At 64.6% G+C, this 19547-nt stretch carries 15 protein-coding genes and 1 pseudogene; 11 read left to right on the top strand and 5 right to left on the bottom strand.

Annotation, left to right across the window (positions count from 1 at the left end; all coding sequences use genetic code 11):
• Positions 1–8: 8 nt before the first annotated feature.
• The 5 genes and pseudogenes from NKJ75_RS26255 to NKJ75_RS26235 all read right to left on the bottom strand — a co-directional run bounded on the left by NKJ75_RS26255 (position 9) and on the right by NKJ75_RS26235 (position 5540).
• A complete protein-coding gene (locus tag NKJ75_RS26255) occupies positions 9–1025 on the bottom strand; it encodes an ABC transporter permease (protein ID WP_023693787.1) in 1017 nt (338 codons plus the stop codon).
• Positions 1022–2653, bottom strand: a complete 1632-nt coding sequence (locus NKJ75_RS26250) for a sugar ABC transporter ATP-binding protein (RefSeq protein WP_502903927.1) — start codon at positions 2651–2653, stop codon at positions 1022–1024. Before NKJ75_RS26250 ends, NKJ75_RS26255 begins: the two co-directional genes overlap by 4 nt.
• 171 nt (positions 2654–2824) lie before the next feature.
• Positions 2825–3772, bottom strand: coding sequence for a substrate-binding domain-containing protein (locus NKJ75_RS26245; protein ID WP_023834503.1), 948 nt, complete (start codon positions 3770–3772; stop codon positions 2825–2827).
• A 406-nt stretch (positions 3773–4178) separates the two neighbouring features.
• Positions 4179–5187 (bottom strand): annotated as a pseudogene (locus NKJ75_RS26240) (aldo/keto reductase).
• Entirely contained in the window at positions 5184–5540 is a 357-nt protein-coding gene (locus NKJ75_RS26235) for a hypothetical protein (RefSeq protein WP_155923583.1), read from the bottom strand. Before NKJ75_RS26235 ends, NKJ75_RS26240 begins: the two are co-directional and overlap by 4 nt.
• Before the next feature lie 45 nt (positions 5541–5585).
• Here NKJ75_RS26235 and NKJ75_RS26230 point away from each other — a divergent pair, with 45 nt between their 5' ends.
• From NKJ75_RS26230 to NKJ75_RS26180, 11 genes are all read left to right on the top strand, one after another.
• Positions 5586–5810 carry a hypothetical protein gene (locus tag NKJ75_RS26230; protein ID WP_023673483.1) on the top strand — a complete coding sequence of 75 codons (225 nt, stop codon included), beginning with the start codon at positions 5586–5588 and terminating at the stop codon, positions 5808–5810.
• A 117-nt stretch (positions 5811–5927) separates the two neighbouring features.
• A complete protein-coding gene (gene ligD, locus NKJ75_RS26225) occupies positions 5928–8414 on the top strand; it encodes a DNA ligase D (protein ID WP_023673484.1) in 2487 nt (828 codons plus the stop codon).
• A 273-nt stretch (positions 8415–8687) separates the two neighbouring features.
• Positions 8688–9593 carry a non-homologous end joining protein Ku gene (ku, locus tag NKJ75_RS26220; RefSeq protein ID WP_023673485.1) on the top strand — a complete coding sequence of 302 codons (906 nt, stop codon included), beginning with the start codon at positions 8688–8690 and terminating at the stop codon, positions 9591–9593.
• Positions 9590–10717 (top strand): tetratricopeptide repeat protein, encoded by a 1128-nt coding sequence (locus NKJ75_RS26215; RefSeq protein WP_023834502.1) that lies wholly within the window; start codon positions 9590–9592, stop codon positions 10715–10717. The genes ku and NKJ75_RS26215 overlap by 4 nt, the downstream gene beginning before the upstream one ends.
• A gap of 206 nt (positions 10718–10923) precedes the next feature.
• Positions 10924–11568: an alpha/beta hydrolase family protein gene (locus NKJ75_RS26210; protein WP_023834501.1), complete on the top strand. Its 645-nt coding sequence runs from the start codon at positions 10924–10926 to the stop codon at positions 11566–11568.
• 7 nt (positions 11569–11575) lie between these two features.
• Positions 11576–12346, top strand: coding sequence for an exodeoxyribonuclease III (locus NKJ75_RS26205; protein ID WP_023727066.1), 771 nt, complete (start codon positions 11576–11578; stop codon positions 12344–12346).
• 106 nt (positions 12347–12452) lie between these two features.
• Complete coding sequence (locus tag NKJ75_RS26200) at positions 12453–14024, top strand: WD40 repeat domain-containing protein (RefSeq protein WP_023834500.1); 1572 nt, start codon at positions 12453–12455, stop codon at positions 14022–14024.
• An 80-nt stretch (positions 14025–14104) separates the two neighbouring features.
• Positions 14105–16135, top strand: a complete 2031-nt coding sequence (locus NKJ75_RS26195; protein WP_155923582.1) for an SEL1-like repeat protein — start codon at positions 14105–14107, stop codon at positions 16133–16135.
• 99 nt (positions 16136–16234) lie between these two features.
• Positions 16235–18244: an amidase gene (locus tag NKJ75_RS26190; RefSeq protein ID WP_023834498.1), complete on the top strand. Its 2010-nt coding sequence runs from the start codon at positions 16235–16237 to the stop codon at positions 18242–18244.
• Between the two features lie 79 nt (positions 18245–18323).
• Positions 18324–18860, top strand: a complete 537-nt coding sequence (locus NKJ75_RS26185) for an isochorismatase family protein (protein WP_352500366.1) — start codon at positions 18324–18326, stop codon at positions 18858–18860.
• Between the two features lie 31 nt (positions 18861–18891).
• Positions 18892–19356, top strand: coding sequence for a GFA family protein (locus NKJ75_RS26180; protein ID WP_023834497.1), 465 nt, complete (start codon positions 18892–18894; stop codon positions 19354–19356).
• Positions 19357–19547: the final 191 nt, after the last annotated feature.

Raw genomic sequence — 19547 nt, 5'->3', positions numbered from 1 at the left:
CTAAATCCTCACCGCCTCACCCGCGACTTCAGCCAACGATCGAAGGCCACGGCCAGGATCAGGATCAGGCCAATGACGATGCTTTGCGTGTAGGACGAGACATTGTTGAACTGCAGCCCGTTCTGCAGCACGCCGATCAGTGCAGCGCCCACCACCGTGCCGCCGACCGAGCCGATGCCACCGAATAGCGAGGTGCCGCCGATGACGACGGCGGAAATCACCGTAAGTTCGTAACCGATCCCGGCCACGGCTTCGGAGGAGTTGAGCCGTGCTGACAAAACGAAGGCCGCCAGCCCGGCGAAGAAGCCGACGATGACATAGACCGAGATCAGAATGCGGTCGACGCGCAGGCCCGACAGGCGTGCGGCCTCGGCATTGCCGCCGACGGCATAGACGGCGCGGCCATAGCGCGTATAGCGCAGCACGATGTGGCACAGGATGGCCGCCGCCGCGAAGATGATCGCCGGCACCGGCACCGGTCCGATGAGCCCGGTGCCGAACCAGCGCATCGAGGCGTCGAAACCGGAGATCGGTCCGCCATTGGAGATGGTCAGCGTCAGGCCGCGAAACACGGTGAGCCCACCCAGCGTGACGACGAAGGGCGGCACTTTCAGCCGGGTGATGGCAAAGCCCTGGACGCCGCCGGCCAGCGCCCCGACGGTGACGGCGGCAAGCAAGGCGGCGAACCAGCCATAGCCTTGCGTGCCCGTGGTCGACAGCGACAGCGTGTTGGCGGTGCCGCCCTTGGCCACCACCGCGGCCACCATGCCGCAGAAGGCGAGCAGTGAGCCGACCGACAGGTCGATGCCGGCAGTGAGGATGACGAAGGTCATGCCGAGCGCGATCAGCCCGGTGATCGAGATCTGCCTCAAAATGTTGAACAGGTTGATTGGATCGATGAAGCTCGGCTTCAGCACGGTGAAGATGACGATCAACACCGCCAGGAACATCAGCGGCCCAAAACTCATCAGAAGCCGCGCGATGTTGATGCCGCTGCGCTGGGTCTGTTCGGTGGTGCTGGTCATTGCGTTGCGTCCTGCTTGCGGTCGAGCGCCATCAGTTCCATCAGTTTTTCCTCGGTCGCTTCGATGCCCGGCATTTCGCCAGTGATACGGCCGCGCCGCATCGTAACGATGCGATCCGACACTGCCAGCACCTCCGGCAGCTCCGACGAGATCATCATGATGGCGATGCCGCGCGCAGCCAACTGGACCAGGATCTGGTGCACTTCGGCCTTGGCGCCGACATCGACGCCGCGCGTCGGCTCGTCGACGATCAGTACTTTCGGGTCGCGCGCCAGCCAGCGGGCCAGGATCACCTTTTGCTGATTGCCGCCGGACAGGCCCTCGATCGCCTGCTCGGGAGAGGCCATGCGGATCGACAGTGCCTTGCGATAGCCGGCCAGCGCCTCGCGCTCGCGCCGTTCGGCCATGAAGCCGGCGCCATTGCTGTAGCGGCCGAGCGAGGCGATGGAGAAATTGTTGAGAATGCCAAGTGCTGCAAAAATCGCCTGGTGCTTGCGGTCTTCCGGCACCAGCCCGATGCCGAGTTTGATGGCGTCGGCGGGGGAGGCCGGGGCGATCGGCTTGCCGTCCAGCGTGATATTACCCGCCGCGATGCGGTCGGCGCCGAAAATGGCGCGGGCAAGCTCGGTGCGGCCGGAACCGACGAGACCGGCAACGCCGAGGATTTCGCCGGCCTTCACATCGAGGTCGACGCCTTCGAGCACGATGGCGTGCGGCGCCAGCGGATCGCGCACCGTTCGCAAGCCTCGCACCGAGAGCCGGACCTCGCCGGCGACGTCGCGCTGCGTCGGCCGCGCGTAGAGTTCGGAGGCGGCGCGGCCGACCATCTTCTCGATGATCTTCGGAATCTGGATGGGCCGGCCGTCGCGGTCGAGATGACCGGCCAGCCTGCCGTCCCGCAGCACGGTCATGCGGTCGCAAATGGCGGACGCTTCTTCCAGCCGGTGGGTGACGAACATGATGGCGACACCGTCCTTGCGCAGCCTGTCCATGATCGACATCAGTTTCTGCACCTCGGTCTCGGTCAGCGCCGAGGTCGGCTCGTCCATGATGATCAGGCGGCTTTCCAGCGACAGAGCGCGGGCGATTTCGACCAGCTGCTGTTCGGCTACCGACAGCGAGGACACCGGCGTCGCCGGATCGATGTCGAGACCGACGCGGGCGATGATCGCGCGCGAGGCGTCCTCCATCCTGCGCCAGCTGACCAGCCCGAGCGGCCCGAGCGGCGCGCGGCCGATGAAAATGTTTTCCGCAACCGTCAGCGTCGGGATCAGGCTCAGTTCCTGATAGATGGTGACGATGCCATGCCGCTTCGCATCCTGCGGACTGGACGGCGCGTAGTCGGCGCCGTCGAAGACGATGCGGCCGCTTGACGGCGGCATCACGCCGGACAGGATTTTCAACAGCGTCGACTTGCCGGCGCCGTTCTCGCCGAGCAGGCCAAGGATCTCACTGGGCCGCACCTCGAGCGAAACGTCGATGAGCGCGGTGACGCCGGAAAAATGCTTGGTCACGCCTTCGACGGAAAGGAGCGGGGGCGATGATGCGGTGGGCTCAACGGCGGACAAGCATTGCTCCCGGATTGCGATAGGCAGGGGGACAGAGCCCCCCTCTGTCCTGCCGGACATCTCCCCCACACGGGGGGAGATCAGCAGTTTTGCCGGCAGCACTTTTTCTACAGCGTTGGCGATTGGCGAAAACAGACGTGACGGCCAATCTCCCCCCAAGTGGGGGAGATGTCCGGCAGGACAGAGGGGGGCGCGACAGAGCGCGACCTCCACCCGTCATGGGCCTTACTCTCACTTCGTCTCGTTCAACCTCTCCGCCTTGTCGAGATTGTCCTTGCCGATGACGATCGGCGTCAACAGCACCAGCTTCTCCTTCGGCTCGGTCTTGTCCCTGGCGAAGGCGACCGCGATCTGCACCGCCGTGCGCGACTGTTCGCCGGGGAACTGTTCGACAGTGCCGGCGAGCTTGCCGTCGCGCACGGCGACCAGCGCTTCCGGCAGCGCGTCGAAGCCGTAGATCTTGACGTCGGTGAAGTTGCGCGCGGCACAGGCTTCGAGCGCGCCGAGCGCCATGTCGTCATTGGCGCAGATGATGGCGTCCGGCTTGCCGTTGGCGGCAAGCCCGGCCTCGGTCACCGACAGCGCTTCGGCGCGGGCGAAGTTGGCGGTCTGCTCGAAGATGATCTGGTACTTGTCCTTGAGCGGATCGAGCACATTGTGGACGCCTTTGTTGCGGTCGATCGCGGGCCCGGCACCCGGCTGGCCCTGCAAATGGAACAGCTTGGCGCCGTTGGGGAACGCCGCCACCATGGCCTGCGCCTCGGCCTCGCCGCCCTTGACATTGTCGGCGCCGACATGGGCCAGAATGCCCTCGACGCCGTCGACGCGGCGGTCGATCGTCACCACCGGAACCCCGGCCTTGACCGCTTCCTCGATCGCCGGCGCCAGCGCGTTGACGTCAAGCGGCGAAATCACGATGGCGTTGACCTTCTGCACAAGTGCGGCCTCGATGTCGGCGGTCTGCTTCGGCGCCGAGTTCTGGCCGTCGCTCTCGGTCAGATTGACGCCTTGCGCTTGCGCCTCCGCCTTGATCTCGTTCAGCATGTGCACAAAGAATGGGAAGCCGAGATTGGGCACCGAACCCAATATGGTCAGTTTGTCGGCGGCAAAGGCCATGGGCACAGCCAGCGCCATGGCGCCGGTCGCCACGGTCGACAACAGGAATTCGCGTCTGTTCATCAGATATCCTCCCACATGGATGCAGGAGCCCGAAACCGTTAGCGGCTCGGGATTTTCCTGCGTCGATTCAAAAATGGAGTGTCCTGTGAGCGCCCGAACGGACGCGACGGCGCTCCAGCCGGTCCACCGCAACGTCTCCTCCGCTCGGCGCCGACCCAGGGATGCTAGCCAAGGAAAATCGATTACGCAAGGTGAGGCGAGGGGCTGAAACTGCTAATCTCCCCCCTTGTGGGGGAGATGTCCGGCAGGACAGAGGGGGGCGCTGTCCCGCCGACATTGGCCAATTTCACTTACATCTTTGAGCTAACCTCTACGCAGAATACTTGATGCGGGCGATCCTTCGCGCCCCCCTCTGCCTTGCCAGGCATCTCCCCCACGAGGGGGGAGATTGGCAGCTTAGACGCCTCTACCGATCGATCGTCGTCATCACCCGCTCATTGTAGCGCGGCCCTGAGACCTTGCCCGGCGCAAGGGCTGCGTCGAGCGCAGCTATCTCGGCCGCGTCGAGCGCGATCGCGGCCGCAGCAACATTTTCTTCGAGATACTTGCGCCGCTTTGTCCCCGGGATCGGCACGATGTCAATGCCGAAACCGTCGCCCTTGCCGAGCACCCAGGCCAGCGCGATCTGTGCGGGCTTTGCCCCTTTGGCCGCGGCCACCTCCTGCACCGCAGCCGCAGCCGCGACATTAGCGTCGTAGTTGGCGCCCTGGTAGCGGGGGTCGCCGCGGCGGAAATCGCCTTCCGGATAATCCTCGGCGCGCTTGACGTCGCCGGCGAGGAAACCGCGGCCGAGCGGCGCGAACGGCACCAGGCCGATGCCGAGCTTTTTTGAGCAGCGGGATGATCTCCGGCTCCAGATTGCGCTCCCAAAGCGAATACTCGCTCTGCAGCGCCGAGACAGGGTGCACGGCATGCGCACGGCCGATATTCGCCGCGCCCGCTTCCGACAGGCCGAAGAAGCGCACTTTGCCATCGGCAACCAGCCGGCCGACCGTGCCGGCGACGTCTTCCATCGGCACCGCCGGATCGACGCGATGCTGGTAGTAAAGGTCGATATGGTCGGTGCCGAGCCGCTTCAGCGAGCCCTCCAGCGCCTCGCGGATATGGTCGGGCCGGCTGTCACGCTCCGTGCCGACCTGTCTGCCGTTTTCGATGCGGAAGCCGAATTTGGTGGCAAGGGTCACCTCATCGCGCCGGCCCTTCAGCGCCCGCCCGAGCAGTTCTTCATTAGCATAGGCGCCGTAGACTTCCGCCGTGTCGAGGAAGGTACAGCCGAGTTCGATGGCGCGGTGCAGGGTGGCGATCGATTCCGCCTCGTCGGCAGGGCCGTAGGACTGGCTCATGCCCATGCAGCCGAGGCCGATCACCGAGACCTGCAGCCCCTGGCTGCCGAGTTTGCGGGTGCTGAGGGTCATTGCCGTTCTCCTTGGGGCTGAGGAAAACTATAGCGGCCGCTCCTCCAGTTTCCATAGCTGTTCGGCGGAAGAACAGCGCTTCCCCTGACAAAACCCAGCCGCAAGCGCCTTTGCCGGCGGCCATTGGGGCCATGGGGATACCAATGAAGAAGATCTACGAGAAGCCGACGCTGAACCGGCGTCAGCAGCTCTCGCGCGTCACCGCGCTCATAATTCCTTCGGACCACTAACCGAATATTGTCGTCGCCATTGCAAAGCCCACTGTCGAGGCGCAGCGGTTTTTTGCTGCCGTCGGATCGTAGCGCTGCCAGAAGCAGGCGGTCAAAATTGACAGAGCGGCCGATCTCCAGCATCCTTATGCCGCCGCCATGTCTTGCGGTCTTGTGTATGAGTGAGCCATGGCCAGTTCCGTCACCAGCCAGAATTCCAAGCGCGCCGCGGTGCGCAAGGCGCTCGACCGCCACAAGGTCTACGTCACCGCGCAAAGCTTTTCCGGCGGCGTCTACTCGGCCCGCGTGCTGGTCGACGGCGAGGCCTACTGGGTCGACGAGTTCCGGCTGAGCCAGCTCCAACAAGGGCTGTCCCCGGCCGAGCTAGACCTGACGCCCGCCTCAGACGATTGAGCGTGATCTCCACATTCTTCGCACCACGCTGGGAAATCTGAAATGTTGGCGGGACAGCACTGTGCAGGAACGCGGCGCAGGGAAGGTTCGTCCGCCGCCGCCGCTCCCGCCTGACCCATGCCAACCCCGCCAAAACTCAAGGCCTACCGCGCCAAGCGCGAATTTACGAAGACGCCGGAACCGGCGGGCGGGCTCATTTCAGGCGACGGCAACCGCTTCGTCGTCCACAAGCATCACGCCACCGCCGACCATTACGATTTGCGCCTGCAGGTCGGCGGCGTGCTGAAAAGCTGGGCGGTGCCGCGCGGGCCCTCGCTCAACCCGGCCGACAAGCGGCTTGCAGTCGAGACCGAGGACCATCCGCTCGAATATATCGACTTCGAGGGCGTCATTCCCGAAGGCGAATATGGCGGCGGGCCGATGATCGTCTGGGACACCGGCACCTGGGCGCCGATGGACGATGTCGACAAGAGCCTGCGCACCGGCGCCTTCAAGTTCCGGCTGGCCGGCGACAAGTTGAATGGCGGCTGGATGCTGACCCGTCTGAAGCCCAAGCCCAGCGAAGACAGCGAGAAGAAAAACTGGCTGCTGTTCAAGGAGCGCGATCTCGCCGCCGATACCGGCCTCGACATCCTGGAAGCGCGGCCGGAAAGCGTGAAGTCCGGCAAGCGGATCGAGGAGCTGGTGGCGCCGCCGAAGAAGCCGGCCCGCCTGCCGCCCAAGCCCGGCGCGCTGAAACCCGGCGCGCTGCCCGGTGCGGCCAGGGGCGATCCGCCGTCGCGCATCGAGCCGCAGCTCGCCACGCAGGTGCCGAAGCCACCGGGTGGGCCAGTGGAAGACACAGGTGAACTCTGGCTGCACGAAATAAAATTCGACGGCTACCGCACCATGGCGCATATCGCCGATGGCGAGGTCAGGCTGATCACCCGCGGCGGCATCGACTGGACGAAGCGTTACGGCGACCTGCCGCAGGCATTCGCCCGGCTGCCCCTCAGCCAGGCGATCATCGACGGCGAGATCATGGTGCTGGACGAGAAGGGCATCTCGCGTTTCGCGCTGCTCCAGGATGCGCTGTCGGCGGGTGCGGGCAGCAAGCTCCATTTCTATGCCTTCGACCTGCTGCATCTCGACGGCTGGGACCTCCGCAAGGCGCCGCTCGCAAAGCGCAAGGCCCTGCTCGCCGAACTGCTAGCCGGACAGGGCGCCAACTCCGCCATCCAGCTGAGCGACCATGTCGAAGGCGACGGACAGGGGCTGTACGATCAGGCCTCGATCCTTGGGCTGGAAGGCGTCGTCTCCAAGCGCGCCAACGCCATCTACCAGAGCGGCCGCACGAAGAGCTGGACCAAGGTCAAGGCGCTGGAGACCGGCGATTTCATCATCGCCGGCTACACCGTTTCCGACGCGGCCGAAGGACTGGCGGCACTCGGCATGGCTGAATTCGCGGATGGCGAACTGCACTATCGCGGCAAGGTTGGCACCGGCTTCGATGCCGCTACGGCGGGCGACTTGCTGGCCCGGCTGCAGCCGCTGCGCGACGGCGCGACAGCACCCGAGGGTGTGCCGCGCGAGATCATGCGCGAGATGAAATGGGTGCGGCCGATGCTGTCGGCCCGCATCCACTACGCCAACCGAACGGCGGACAATTCGCTGCGCCACGGTGTGTTTCGGGGCTTGCGCGATGTCGGCCTGTCGACGCCGGTGTCGCCGAAGCGCAAGCGGCTGATCGCCGAAGCTGATCTCGCAACCATCTGGGTGACCAATCCGGAGCGGCGGCTGTTCGGCAAGACCGGACCGACCAAACTCGACATCGCCGTCTATTACGCGCTGGTCGGCGATTTCATGCTGCCGCACATTATGGGCCGCCCGGTGTCTCTGGTGCGCTGCCCGACGGGCCTGCCGAAGGACTGTTTCTTCCAGCGCCACGCCTTCACCGGCATGCCGCCGTCGGTGGTCACTTTTGACGCCACCAACTCCGAAGGTGAAACCAAATCCTATCTGTCGGTCGAGGGAGCAAAAGGCTATCTGGCACTCGCGCAGTTCGGCGTCGTTGAGTTCCACACCTGGGGCACGCATCGCTTGAGCCTCGACAAGCCCGACCAGATCGTTTTCGATCTCGATCCGGGTGAGGGCATCGCCTGGCGCGAGGTGGTCGAGGCCGCCGTCCACATCAAGGGCGAATTGGAGCGGTTCGGCCTGGTGCCGTTCGCCAAGACATCCGGCGGCAGCGGCATCCACATAACCGTGCCGGTGACGCAAAAGCAGAACTGGAAGAAGCTGCACCAGGCGACCAGCGCCATCTCCACGCACCTGGCGGCCACCGCGCCCGACACTTTCACCACCACAATGGGCAAGGAAAACCGCAAGCGCCGCATCTTCATCGACTATCACCGCAACGCGCGCGGCCACACCTCCGCGGCGCCTTATTCGCTGCGCGCCCGCACCAACCTGCCGGCGTCGACGCCGGTGAGCTGGAGCGACCTTGAGACGATCGATGCGCCGCAGGATCTGAACTATTCCTCGCTGCCGGGGTTGTTGGCGACCTCGGGCGACCCCTGGGCGGACATGGAGGATTTCGCGAGGGATTTGCCGGCCTTCAAATAAGGTTTTTCTCCCCATTTCATGGGAGCGAGGAACCCAAGTCCATCGACGCTTCGGACAATTTGAATTATTCTCGGCCTTGGACCTTCAGGGCGACTGGAAGATTTCGCTAGGGATTTGCCTGTATCGTGCCCGGTCGGTGTAGGATTTCCGCAGCACCATTCGTCCTTTGGACGAAGCGCTGCAGTAAGCATGATCCCGAAAAGTGGGAACCGGTTTTCGGATAAGATCATGCTCAGTCTGAAATGTCAGTGCGTGGCCGCGTAGGAGAGTATCATGGCGCCCAGGGCAAGTTGGAAAGGTTACCTCAAGCTCAGCCTCGTCAGCTGTCCGGTCCGGCTCTATCCGGCAACGACGACCAGCGAGCGCATATCGTTCAACCAATTGCACAAGAAGACCCACAACCGCATCAACATGAAGCCGGTCGACCCTGAACTCGGCCTCGTCGAGCGCGCGGACTTGGTCAAGGGTTACGAATACGAGGACAAGCAGTACATCATCATCGATGAGGCCGACCTCGAAGCAGTGCGCATCGAATCCAATCACACGATGAACATCGAGGCCTTCGTCGACGAAGACGAGGTCGACGTCATTTATCAGGATTCGCCGTACTACATGGCGCCGGATGGCGCCATGGCGGAGGAAACCTTCGCCGTGCTGCGCGAGGCAATGCGCAAATCCGGCAAGCTGGCCATTGCCCGCCTTGTCCTGTCCAGCCGCGAGCGCGTGGTGACGATTGGCGCGCGCGAGAACGGCATGTTCGTGTGTACGTTGAGGAACCCGAACGAAGTGCGCGGCACGGCTGAATATTTCGGCAACATCCCGGCTGGCAAGCCGGATCCCGAAATGCTGCAATTGGCCGAAGCGCTGATCAAGCAGAAGGAAACCACCTTCGATCCGAAGAATTATGAGGACCGCTACGAGATCGCGCTGATGACGATGATCCGCGAGAAACTGAAGGGCCATAAGCCGATCATTGCGGCGGCGCCCGAGCGTGGCAATGTCATCAACCTCATGGACGCGTTGAAGGCGAGCCTGTCGCAATCAGCCAAGCCGCCGGCCAAGTCGAAGAGCAAGGCCGACGACGCTGAAAAACCTGCCGCCAAGGGTAAGGCGGGTGCGGCCAAGGAAAACCCGTTGAAGGCCAATCTGCTCAAGGCCGTCGGCAAGAGCAAGGGGTGACGGCGCCGACCGGTATAATCCCGGGCGCCGTCTTCGGCGCCATCGGCGCGCTGGCGGCATTTCCGCTGCGGCTCGCGGCCCGTGAGGTGGAGCGTCAGCACGGCCAGTTGCGGCGCGGCGTCACCAGGCGCACCAGCCATGTTGTGTTCGGCCGAACGCTGATCGCCAAGGCCGGCACGGCGAAGGGCGGCGATGCCGAGATCGAGCGCCGGGTTGCAGCCGAGGGCTCCGCTGGCCGAACACTCCTTAGCGAAAATGGCTTCCTGCGCCTGCTTGGTCTGATGAAGACGCCGGAGGCGTCTTCGCTGTCCAGGCAGTCTCTCGTCGACCAGTCCAGACTGTCCGGTGCCGACCTCGACCTGCTCAGCCTGTTTGACGCCTTCGAGCACGATTGTGAACCCTACTCGTTCCGCGATCTGATCCTTGCCCGCAAATATGCCGGGCTGGTCGCCGGCGGTGCATCCTGGGGCGCGATCGCGCGCTCCGTGCATCGCTCCGGTCCGGTCGCTTCGCTCACCGCCAAATCGCTCAATGTCGGCTCGCAGCATGGCCGGCCCGATCAGATCTATCTCGAGGATGGCCAGAGCGAACTCGACGGCCAGCTGCTGTTCGATCTCGGCAGCGCAAGCGCAGCCGGCGACGACACGCTGGAAGAATTGTTCGCCGAGGCTGAAAGCGCGGAAGAGGAGGGCCGGCACGACGATGCCGCGGCGCTCTACCAACGCTGCCTCAGCATCGATCCGAGCGACGCCATCGCCGCGTTCAACCGCGCCAATTGCTTGCGTGGCGCCGGTCGCGTGGCCGACGCGGCGCATGACTATGCAAGAGCGATCAAGCTCGATCCGGCGTTCGTCGAGGCCTGGTTCAACCTCGCCGGGCTGATGAGCGACGAAGGCAAGATCGCCTCGGCGCGCCGGCATCTGGTCAAGGCCATCGCGCTCGACAAGAGCTACGCCGATCCGGTGTTCAACCTTGCCCGGCTGGAGTTCGACGCCGGCAATCTGACCGAAGCCCGCCGCCACTGGGTGCGCTATCTCGAACTCGATGCTGACAGCGAATGGGCGCGCACTGCGCAAAAGGGGATACAGTTCGTCGATCTGCAGCTGGCGCGGACGGCGGGGTGAGATGTTGGCGCGCGAGCACCCCCCTCTGGCCTGCCGGCCATCTCCCCCTCAAGGGGGGAGATTGGGTGTCGCCATCGCTTTCGCCAATCGCTATCGTCGCGAGGTCCGTGAGGCGCTGAAACTGCCAATCTCCCCCCTTGAGGGGGAGATGTCCGGCAGGACAGAGGGGGGGCGAAGGAACTCGGCCTTTACCGGCAGCGCACCCCATGACCACCTTCCTCTTCGACGGCTTTGACACAGCCCCCCTCACCATCCTGCTGGCCCACGGCGCCGGCGCGTCGATGGATTCCCCCTCGATGACCGACACCGCCAAGGCGCTCGCCACAGCCGGCTTCCAGGTTGCGCGCTTCGAATTCCACTATATGGCGGCGCGACGCTATGGCCAGCGCAAGCCGCCGCCGCGCGCCGAGACGGTCAACCCGGAATACATCAAGGCCATCGCCGATCTGAGGGCGAGGGGCGTCGCTGGTCCGCTCATCATCGGCGGCAAGTCGATGGGCGGGCGCGTCGCCTCGATGGTCGCCGACGAGATGTTCGCCAAGGGCGAGATTTCGGGCCTCGTCTGCCTCGGCTATCCCTTTCATCCGCCGGCCAAGCCCGAGCAACTCAGGACAAAACATCTCGCCGACCTCAAGACGCCGACGCTGATCTTCCAGGGCACCCGCGACGAGTTCGGCACGAAAGAAGAGGTCGCGACCTACGGCCTTTCCAAAGCCATCGAGGTGATCTGGCTGGAGGATGGCGACCACGACCTGAAGCCGCGCAAGAGCGTGTCGGGGTTTTCGACCGCCGATCATTTGAAGACGCTGGCCGGGACGGTGAAGGCGTGGACAGGGCGGATCGTTTCCTGATCGCCAAATGAAAATCGCCACCTTCAATATCAACAACGTCAACAGCCGGCTGCAAAACCTGCTGGCGTGGCTGGCGGCAGCCAAGCCCGATGTCGTCTGCCTGCAGGAGCTGAAGGCGCGCGACCTGCAGTTTCCGCGCACGGCACTGGCCGACGCCGGCTATGGCGCGGTGTGGAAGGGCGAGCCGACCTGGAACGGCGTAGCCATACTGGCGCGAGGAGCCGAGCCGGTGCTGACCCGTGACGAACTGCCCGGCGATACCGCCGACAAGCAGAGCCGCTACATCGAGGCGGCGGTGTCGGGCGTCGTCATCGCCTGTCTCTACGCGCCCAACGGTAACCCGCAGCCGGGGCCGAAATTCCAGTACAAGCTGGCGTGGCACGCGCGGCTGGAGGCGCATGCCGCAGAACTGTTCGACACCGGCCTGCCGGTGGCGCTGGTCGGCGACTACAACATCGTGCCCGAGCCGCGCGACATCTACGCCACCCGCTCCTATGACGACAACGCGCTGGTGCAGCCGGAAAGCCGGGCGTCGTTCCAGCGTCTGCTCGAGCAGGGCTGGACCGATGCGCTCCGCAAGAAGCATCCGAAGGAAACGCTCTACACATTCTGGGATTATCGCCGCAACCGCTGGCCGCGCGATGCCGGGCTGCGGCTCGACCACATCTTGCTGTCGAAGAAACTGGCGCGCCGCCTCACCGCTGCCGGCATCGACCGCGATGTCAGAGGTGAGGACGGCGCCAGCGACCACGCGCCGGTATGGGTCGAATTGAAGTGAATTTGGCTGCGTGATCGCGCCCACTTTCGTGGGCGCAGTTTTGCGCTATTTGTTTCGCTGCGGCGGCCGCATGATGAGCAAGGTGCGGCACCGGAGGGGGAGTCCGATGGACAGGTTGGCCGAAAGGCTGTTTGCGCTTCCGCTGCTGGCGGCCGCTTTGGCTTGTCTGGTGCGGGCGTATCTGCTGCTCGGCGACAGAGATTTCAGCTGGAGCGGGATCGACCACATGCTGCACGGCCCAGCCACGCTGCGACCGGTGGTGTTCCTGACCGTCGGCGGGCTTTGCCTGCTTGGCGCCCTGTTGTTCTGGGCCGGACTGCTGCCGGGTCGGCGAAGCCAGCCTGCTGGAACGCCGCTTTTTGGCCGCGACGCTGAGATGGAATCCAAGGGTCGCCCGGGCTGGCGGCGCGCCTTCCTCATGTTGCCGGTGCTCGCCGTGTTGGCGCTGCTGGCCGACCACTTCCCTTGGGCGCGTGACGCCGGCCCGGGCGCTGAGGTCGTCGCCCCGAGAGAGCCCAAAGCCGAGCCGAAGGGCCAGGATATCGCCGGCGTCCCACCGGACCTGGCGACGCCGGCGGTTCCACCGAGTTCGCCGCCGCTCGCCACGCCTCCCGAGCCAACCCCGCCTGAGCAGGCTGCCAAACCGCCGGAACCGGCGCAGCCTACGCCTCCAACTGCTCCCCCTCGGCCGCCACAAGTCGCACTCGCTCCGGCGACACCGCCACCGCAAACCGTCGCGCCGTTGCCGCCGCCTCCGCCGGCGCTGCCGACCGAGCCCGACGGCCATCGCGACGCCGTCGTCTGGCTCGCCGTCTCGGCCGATGGCCGCGACATCATGAGCGCCAGCACCGACCATATGATCAAGCTCTGGGACATCGCCGGCAAGCGGCTGATCCGCAACCTTGGTGAACACAAGGACATGGCGCGCACGGCGCTGTTCATGCCCGACGGCGCAACCGCGCTGACCGCCGGCGACGATGGCGAGATCGTGCTGCGAAAGCTTGCCGACGGCGCGGTGCTGCATGTCTTCTCGTCGGGCGCGAATGGCGGCGTGCGCAAGCTGGCGATCAGCCCGGACGGCAAGCGCGCCGTCAGTGGCCACGACACCGGCAACGTCATCGTCTGGGATCTCGTCAACAAATCGGTGCTGCATGTGATGACCGGACATGACTGGCCGATCAGCACGGTCGCAATCTCGCCCGACGGCACGCGCGCGCTCAGCGGCTCCATCGACGGCACGCTGAAATTCTGGGACGTCGAAAGCGGCAAGCAATTGCGAAGCTGGCACGGCCACGAGCAGGGCACTTACGGCGCTGTCTTCACCGCCGACGGCCATCATGTCGTCACCGGCAGCGGCGACTACACGATCAAGCTCTGGGACCTCGACACGTTTAGGGAATTGCGCCGCTTCGAGGGTCACGAAGGCACCGTCTATACGCTGGCGCTGTCGGCCGACGGCAAGCGCTTGGCCTCCGGCTCGCTCGACGGCACGGCGCGGCTGTGGGATGTCGGCACCGGCTGCCAGACCGCCATGTTCGACAGCCGCACCGGCCCGATCTACGCCGTTGCCTTCGCCACCGACGGCACGCTGCTCACCGGCGGCGACGATCGCACCATCAGGGATTGGCCGGCGGCTGGCGGCGATGGCGAGATCCTCTTTGCCGGCGCGGCGCAGTAGCGACATCAAATGCTTTGGATATTCCAGAACAGCCTGGCTTGCGCTATGAATTACTGGTGGCTGCAAATGGATTGGGGACCGTGAGCAACAACGACTGGGCGCCCAAAGTGGATACACCTGTCTACAGCCCGCCCACGTCGCGTCGCCGAGGGGTCCTTACCGTCGTTCTGGTGTTGCTGGCGGCTTTTGTGCTGCTCGGGCCTGGCCGAAATTACTATGTGCAGTGGTCAGCGGCACAAAAGGGTGCAGCGGCTCTCCAGGCAAAGGATTATGCCGAGGTATTCCGTCAAATGAAGATCATGGCGGACGCTGGCAATGTTGACGCAAAAGGCCAGCTTGGTGCGCTGTACTGGCGCGGGGAGGGCGTGGCTCAGAACGACAGCCAGGCGGTGTATTGGTGGAAGAAATCCGCCGATGGCGGCAATGCGGAAGCCATAGCAGCACTGGGTCAGGCCTACCTTATGGGCAGGGGCGTTGAAAAGGACAGTCGGCTTGCCGAGAGTTTCTCACGAAAGGCCGCCGATAAAGACAACATGAATGGGCAGTACCAGCTCGGCGTGTTGTACTGGCAGGGCCAAGGGGTCGCGCAAAGTTATGAGCAGGCGCTCTATTGGTGGCGCAAGGCGGCCGATCAGGGGAGCGGGGAGGCTGAATATTCTCTCGGCCAAGTCTATTTAAATGGCCAAGGGGTCGAAAGAAACGATCAACTGGCGTTGAAGTTTTCCAGGCAATCAGCCGACAAGGGCAATGCGAACGCTCAGTACGCCCTCGGCGTCCTGTATGCGCAGGGTCGGGGTGTTGCGCAAAGCTTCGAGCAGGCTGCCTCATGGTGGCGCAAGGCGGCTGACCAAGGAAGCCTGGAGGCCGCTTTCTGTCTCGGACGCGCCTACTATCTTAACCAAGGCGTCAAGAAGGATGATAAGGCCGCCATAGTGTGGGTGAAAAAGGCAGCCGATCTGGGTGAGCCGAATGCCCAGGCTTTGCTGGGCACTTTGTACTCGCGGGGCCACGGCGTTGAGCAGGATGACCGCCTTGCGTTCGGGTGGTGGATGAAGGCCGCAACCACCGGTCTGACAGAAGCGCAATACGCGGTGGCGGCCGCTTATGGCCAGGGAAAAGGTACCCCTAGGGACGACGGCCAGGCGTTTGCGTGGATGAGCAAAGCCGCCAATCAGGGCTTTGTGTTCGCCCAGTCGAATCTGGGCGGATATTATTCGATGGGCCAAGGCGTCGAGAAGAGCGCCGAGCAGGCGGTCTATTGGTGGCGCAAGGCCGCGGAAGCGGGGAATGCCGAAGCCGGTGCCAATCTGGCCCGGGCGTATTCGCTCGGCGAAGGCGTGGGACGGGACGATGCGTTGGCCGCGACTTGGGCGCAAAAGGCGTCCGACGGGCGAAACGCCGACGCTCAATATATGCTTGGTATCCTCTACAGCCAGGGCCGCGGCGTTGCGCAAGACAATGATCTGGCCTTCCGATGGTGGATGAAGGCTGCTGTCCAAGGCCATGTGGTAGCGCAGTATAATGTCGGGGTCGTGTATCGGGACGGGCAGGGCGTCGGGAAGGATGAAAGGCAGGCATTCGAGTGGCTGAGCAAGGCTGCCGACAAGGACAATGACCTTGCGCAGTTCGCTCTCGGTGGACTGTATTGGGATGGTCTAGGAGTAACGAAGGACCCCGTTCAGGCGGCAAGGCTCTGGCGCAAAGCCGCCGACCAGCGCAATGCATTCGCGCAGAAAGCGCTCGGCACAGCCTATTCCGAGGGTGCTGGCGTTGCGCAAAGCAGTGCGGATGCGGCGGGCTGGTGGCTCAAGGCGGCGCGGCAGGGAAATGTCGATGCCCAGCTCGCCTTAGCGTATGCCTCGGCCAACGGCGTGGGCATTGCCAGAGACGACAAGGCTGCCGAGTCCTGGTGGCTGGAAGCCGCAAAGGCCGGCAGCGTCGATGCCGAGTTCAGTCTGGGCTCGCTCTACTACCGCGGCGTCGATGGGAAACCAAACTACAAGGAAGCCGCCAAATGGTTCTTCAAGGCGGCAGGCCACGGCAGTTCCGGAGCCAAGACCTATCTCGACCTGATGAAGGAAAACGGCCAGCTCGACAGCAAGATGCTGTGAGCCGAGTGCATAAGCGTCGCCGTCACGCCTTTCGTTTGCGGCGTGACACTCGCATCGCACGATGCGAAGACTCATTTGCCGCTGCATCTCGAGAACCCCATGCCCAACCTCCAGCCCGTCGAAGCCTCGATCGCCGACCTGCGCCGCGCGCTGGAGGCCGGCACCGTCACCAGCGTCGAGCTGGTCGGCGCGTATTTCAGGCGCATCGCGCACTACGACCGCCATGGCATTGCGCTCAATGCCGTGCCGGTGCTTAACCCGGCAATGTTCGAGGAGGCGGCGGCGTCCGACCTGCGGCGGCGCAATGGCGCCACCCTCGGGCCGCTCGACGGCATCCCCTACACCGCCAAGGACAGCTATAAGGTGAAGGGCCTGACGGTGGCCGCCGGCTCGCCCGCCTTCGAGCATCTCGTCGCCAACGAGGACGCTTTCACCATTGCCAGGCTGAGGGCCGGTGGTGCTGTGCTGATCGGGCTGACCAACATGCCGCCTATGGCCAATGGCGGCATGCAGCGTGGCGTCTATGGCCGCGCCGAGAGCCCCTACAATGCAGATTACCTGACCGCCGCCTTCGCTTCCGGCTCGTCCAACGGTTCCGGCACCGCGACCGCTGCGAGCTTTGCCGCTTTCGGGCTGGGCGAGGAGACATGGTCTTCCGGCCGCGCGCCGGCGTCCAACAATGCACTTGTCGCCTACACGCCGTCGCGCGGCGTCATTTCGGTCAGGGGCAACTGGCCGCTGGTGCCGACCATGGATGTGGTGGTGCCGCACACGCGCGGCATCGCCGACATGCTGGAGCTGCTCGACGTGATCGTCGCCGACGATACCGAGACGCGCGGCGATTTCTGGCGCGCGCAGCCCTGGGTGTCGATCGCGAAAAGCGCTGATCTCAGGCCGCCAAGCTACACTACACTCGCCTTGGAGTGCTCGTTGAAAGGCAAACGCCTCGGCGTGCCGAAAATGTATATCGGCCGCGACGGCGGCGCGCTCAAACCCATCGAGACCCGCGCCTCGGTGCTCGACCTCTGGCGGCAGGCAGCGCGTGACTTGGAAAAGCTCGGCGCGGAGGTGGTCGAGGTCGATTTCCCCGTCGTCTCGAACTATGAGCGCGACCGTCCGGGCACAAAAACCATGGTCGAACGCGGGCTGGTGCCGGAAGCATTCGCCGAGCGCGAAATCTGGGATCTCTGCATCTGGGGCTGGGACGATTTCCTGCGCGCAAATGCCGACCCGGCCATCCCCGACCTGGCCACGGTCGACGGGCCAAAAATCTTCCCGCGGCCGCCGGGCGCGCTGCCGGACCGCTATGGCGACGACGGTTTCGATCTGGCGGACTATGTCACACGCGCCAAACAGGGCGTGACGCCATTGCTGGATATTCCAAGGCTGGCGGAAGGTCTGAAGGGATTGGAGGCGACGCGGCGCATCGACTTCGAGGACTGGCTGGACGAGCACAGGCTCGACGCCGTCGTGCTGCCGGCGGTCGCCGATGTCGGCCCGGCCGATGCCGACGTCAACCAGACCTCTGCAGAAATCGCCTGGCGCAACGGCACCTGGGTCGCCAATGGCAATCTGGTGTGGCGTCATCTCGGCATTCCGACCGTCACCGTGCCTATGGGAACGATGGCCGATATCGGCATGCCGGTCGGGCTGACCTTTGCGGGCAAGGCCTATGATGATGCGGAGTTGCTGCGGCTAGCCGGCGATTACGAGCGCGCCACCCAACGCCGCACCAGCCCGCCGCGCACGCCGGAATTGCCGGACGATGCGTTTGCGGGGCGGCCTGGTGGATTGCGGGCCAGCGATGCGCCGGCGCCGAGGCTTACGCTTGTTGCCGAGACGACGCGGCGAGGAGACCAGGCCGAGATCGCCGTGACGGTTGAACTCGATGCGGAGACCGCTGGCGTCAAGGTTCACGTCAATGGCGAACCGGTCGCTCTGCGGCGCAGCGGCACAAGCTTTCACGGTCGCATCCTGGTGCCCGCCGGCGAGCACGAAAGAATGCACAGTGTGTGGCGAGGCGCTTACGGCTCGATCGTTACGGCCGTCATCCGGCTGGAGGATGGACGCACGGCTGGTGCTTACGTGGTCGCGGGTGGAATCGGGTGAGGTACATGTAATCTCCCCAAGGGGGAGATCAGCAGCTTCGCCGTCTTGACCCTCCCATCGCCCGCGTTATCTTCGCGCCATGCCAAACCTCGCTCCCCTCATCGTCATCGACCTCCAGACCAACATGTTCGACGGCCGCGTCGAGCCGCCGATCCACGATGCGCCTGGCATAGCCGAGCGTACCTGCTCGCTGATCGACTGGGCGCGGCGCGAGGGGCGCAAGGTTGCTTTCGTCAGGCATGACGGGCCGGCCGGCGATCCGCTGGCGCCCGGCGAGCCGGGTTGGCCGGTATGGCCGGAACTCGGCCAGGCCAAGGACGAGCCGACATTCTCCAAGACCGTCCGCAACGCCTTCTCGAATGCCGAGCTTGGCGCCTGGGTGGCCGGGCAAGGGGTCGGCGAAGTCGTGCTTGCCGGAGCGCAAACCGATTTCTGCATCGCCGGCACCGTTGAGGGCGCCCTGGCCGAAGGCTTCGGCGTCACTGTCGTTTCCGATGCGCACTCGACGCTGGACACTGAAGGCGAAACCGCGACCGAGATCGTCGCCCGGTACAATGCGGACTTCACCGATGCCGGCGTCACGCTGGTGACGACGAAGGCGCTGACCGGCGACTGAAGCACCGCGCTTCGAAGAGTGGGAGACTGCCGTGCCAACCCTGAAATTGCCGGCCGAAGGCGGATGCCGCTGCGGACGTGTGCGGCTAAAGATTTCCGCAAAACCGCTTTTGACCATGGCTTGCCATTGCATCGGCTGCCAGCGCATGTCGGCCAGCGCCTATTCACTGAGCGCCGCCATTCCCTCGGACGGCTTCGAAATCATGCAAGGCGAGCCGGTGATCGGCGGGCTGCACGGCGCCTCGCGTCATTACTTCTGCCCTTATTGCATGAGCTGGATGTTCACGCGCCCCGAAGGGCTCGACTGGTTCGTCAATCTGCGCCCCACCATGCTTGACGAGCCCGGCTGGTTCACGCCGTTCATCGAGACATGGACCAGCGAGAAACTGCCCTGGGCGACGACGCCGGCGGTGCATAGTTACGAGGCGCTGCCGGCCTTCGAGGCGTATGAGGGGCTGGTGGCCGAGTTTGCTGAAACTGCGAATCTCCCCCCTTGAGGGGGAGATGGCCAGCAGGCCAGAGGGGGTCGGGGCGACTGGGCTCGACGTCCTTGCTGCAGATGGAAGGTTGGCGCCTCACGCGCGGCGACCCCCTCTGTCGCCTTCGGCGACATCCTCCCCCTCGAGGGGGGAGATAAGCCCCGCTAAAAATTTGCATCGAATCGATTGCGCAAACGTTTCGATCGCCC

Source organism: Mesorhizobium sp. M0058, from assembly GCF_040323095.1.
In the GTDB taxonomy this organism is placed as follows: domain Bacteria; phylum Pseudomonadota; class Alphaproteobacteria; order Rhizobiales; family Rhizobiaceae; genus Mesorhizobium.
This window is presented reverse-complemented; position numbering and strand designations above follow the sequence as displayed.

Coding starts and splice junctions, on each gene's coding strand:
- NKJ75_RS26210 (WP_023834501.1), top strand. CDS start 10,924: ATGACCACCTTCCTCTTCGACGGCTTTGACACAGCCCCCCTCACCATC.
- NKJ75_RS26185 (WP_352500366.1), top strand. CDS start 18,324: ATGCCAAACCTCGCTCCCCTCATCGTCATCGACCTCCAGACCAACATG.
- NKJ75_RS26200 (WP_023834500.1), top strand. CDS start 12,453: ATGGACAGGTTGGCCGAAAGGCTGTTTGCGCTTCCGCTGCTGGCGGCC.
- NKJ75_RS26250 (WP_502903927.1), bottom strand. CDS start 2,653: ATGTCCGGCAGGACAGAGGGGGGCTCTGTCCCCCTGCCTATCGCAATC.
- NKJ75_RS26255 (WP_023693787.1), bottom strand. CDS start 1,025: ATGACCAGCACCACCGAACAGACCCAGCGCAGCGGCATCAACATCGCG.
- NKJ75_RS26230 (WP_023673483.1), top strand. CDS start 5,586: ATGGCCAGTTCCGTCACCAGCCAGAATTCCAAGCGCGCCGCGGTGCGC.
- NKJ75_RS26245 (WP_023834503.1), bottom strand. CDS start 3,772: ATGAACAGACGCGAATTCCTGTTGTCGACCGTGGCGACCGGCGCCATG.
- NKJ75_RS26190 (WP_023834498.1), top strand. CDS start 16,235: ATGCCCAACCTCCAGCCCGTCGAAGCCTCGATCGCCGACCTGCGCCGC.
- NKJ75_RS26235 (WP_155923583.1), bottom strand. CDS start 5,540: ATGCTGGAGATCGGCCGCTCTGTCAATTTTGACCGCCTGCTTCTGGCA.
- ku (WP_023673485.1), top strand. CDS start 8,688: ATGGCGCCCAGGGCAAGTTGGAAAGGTTACCTCAAGCTCAGCCTCGTC.
- NKJ75_RS26205 (WP_023727066.1), top strand. CDS start 11,576: ATGAAAATCGCCACCTTCAATATCAACAACGTCAACAGCCGGCTGCAA.
- ligD (WP_023673484.1), top strand. CDS start 5,928: ATGCCAACCCCGCCAAAACTCAAGGCCTACCGCGCCAAGCGCGAATTT.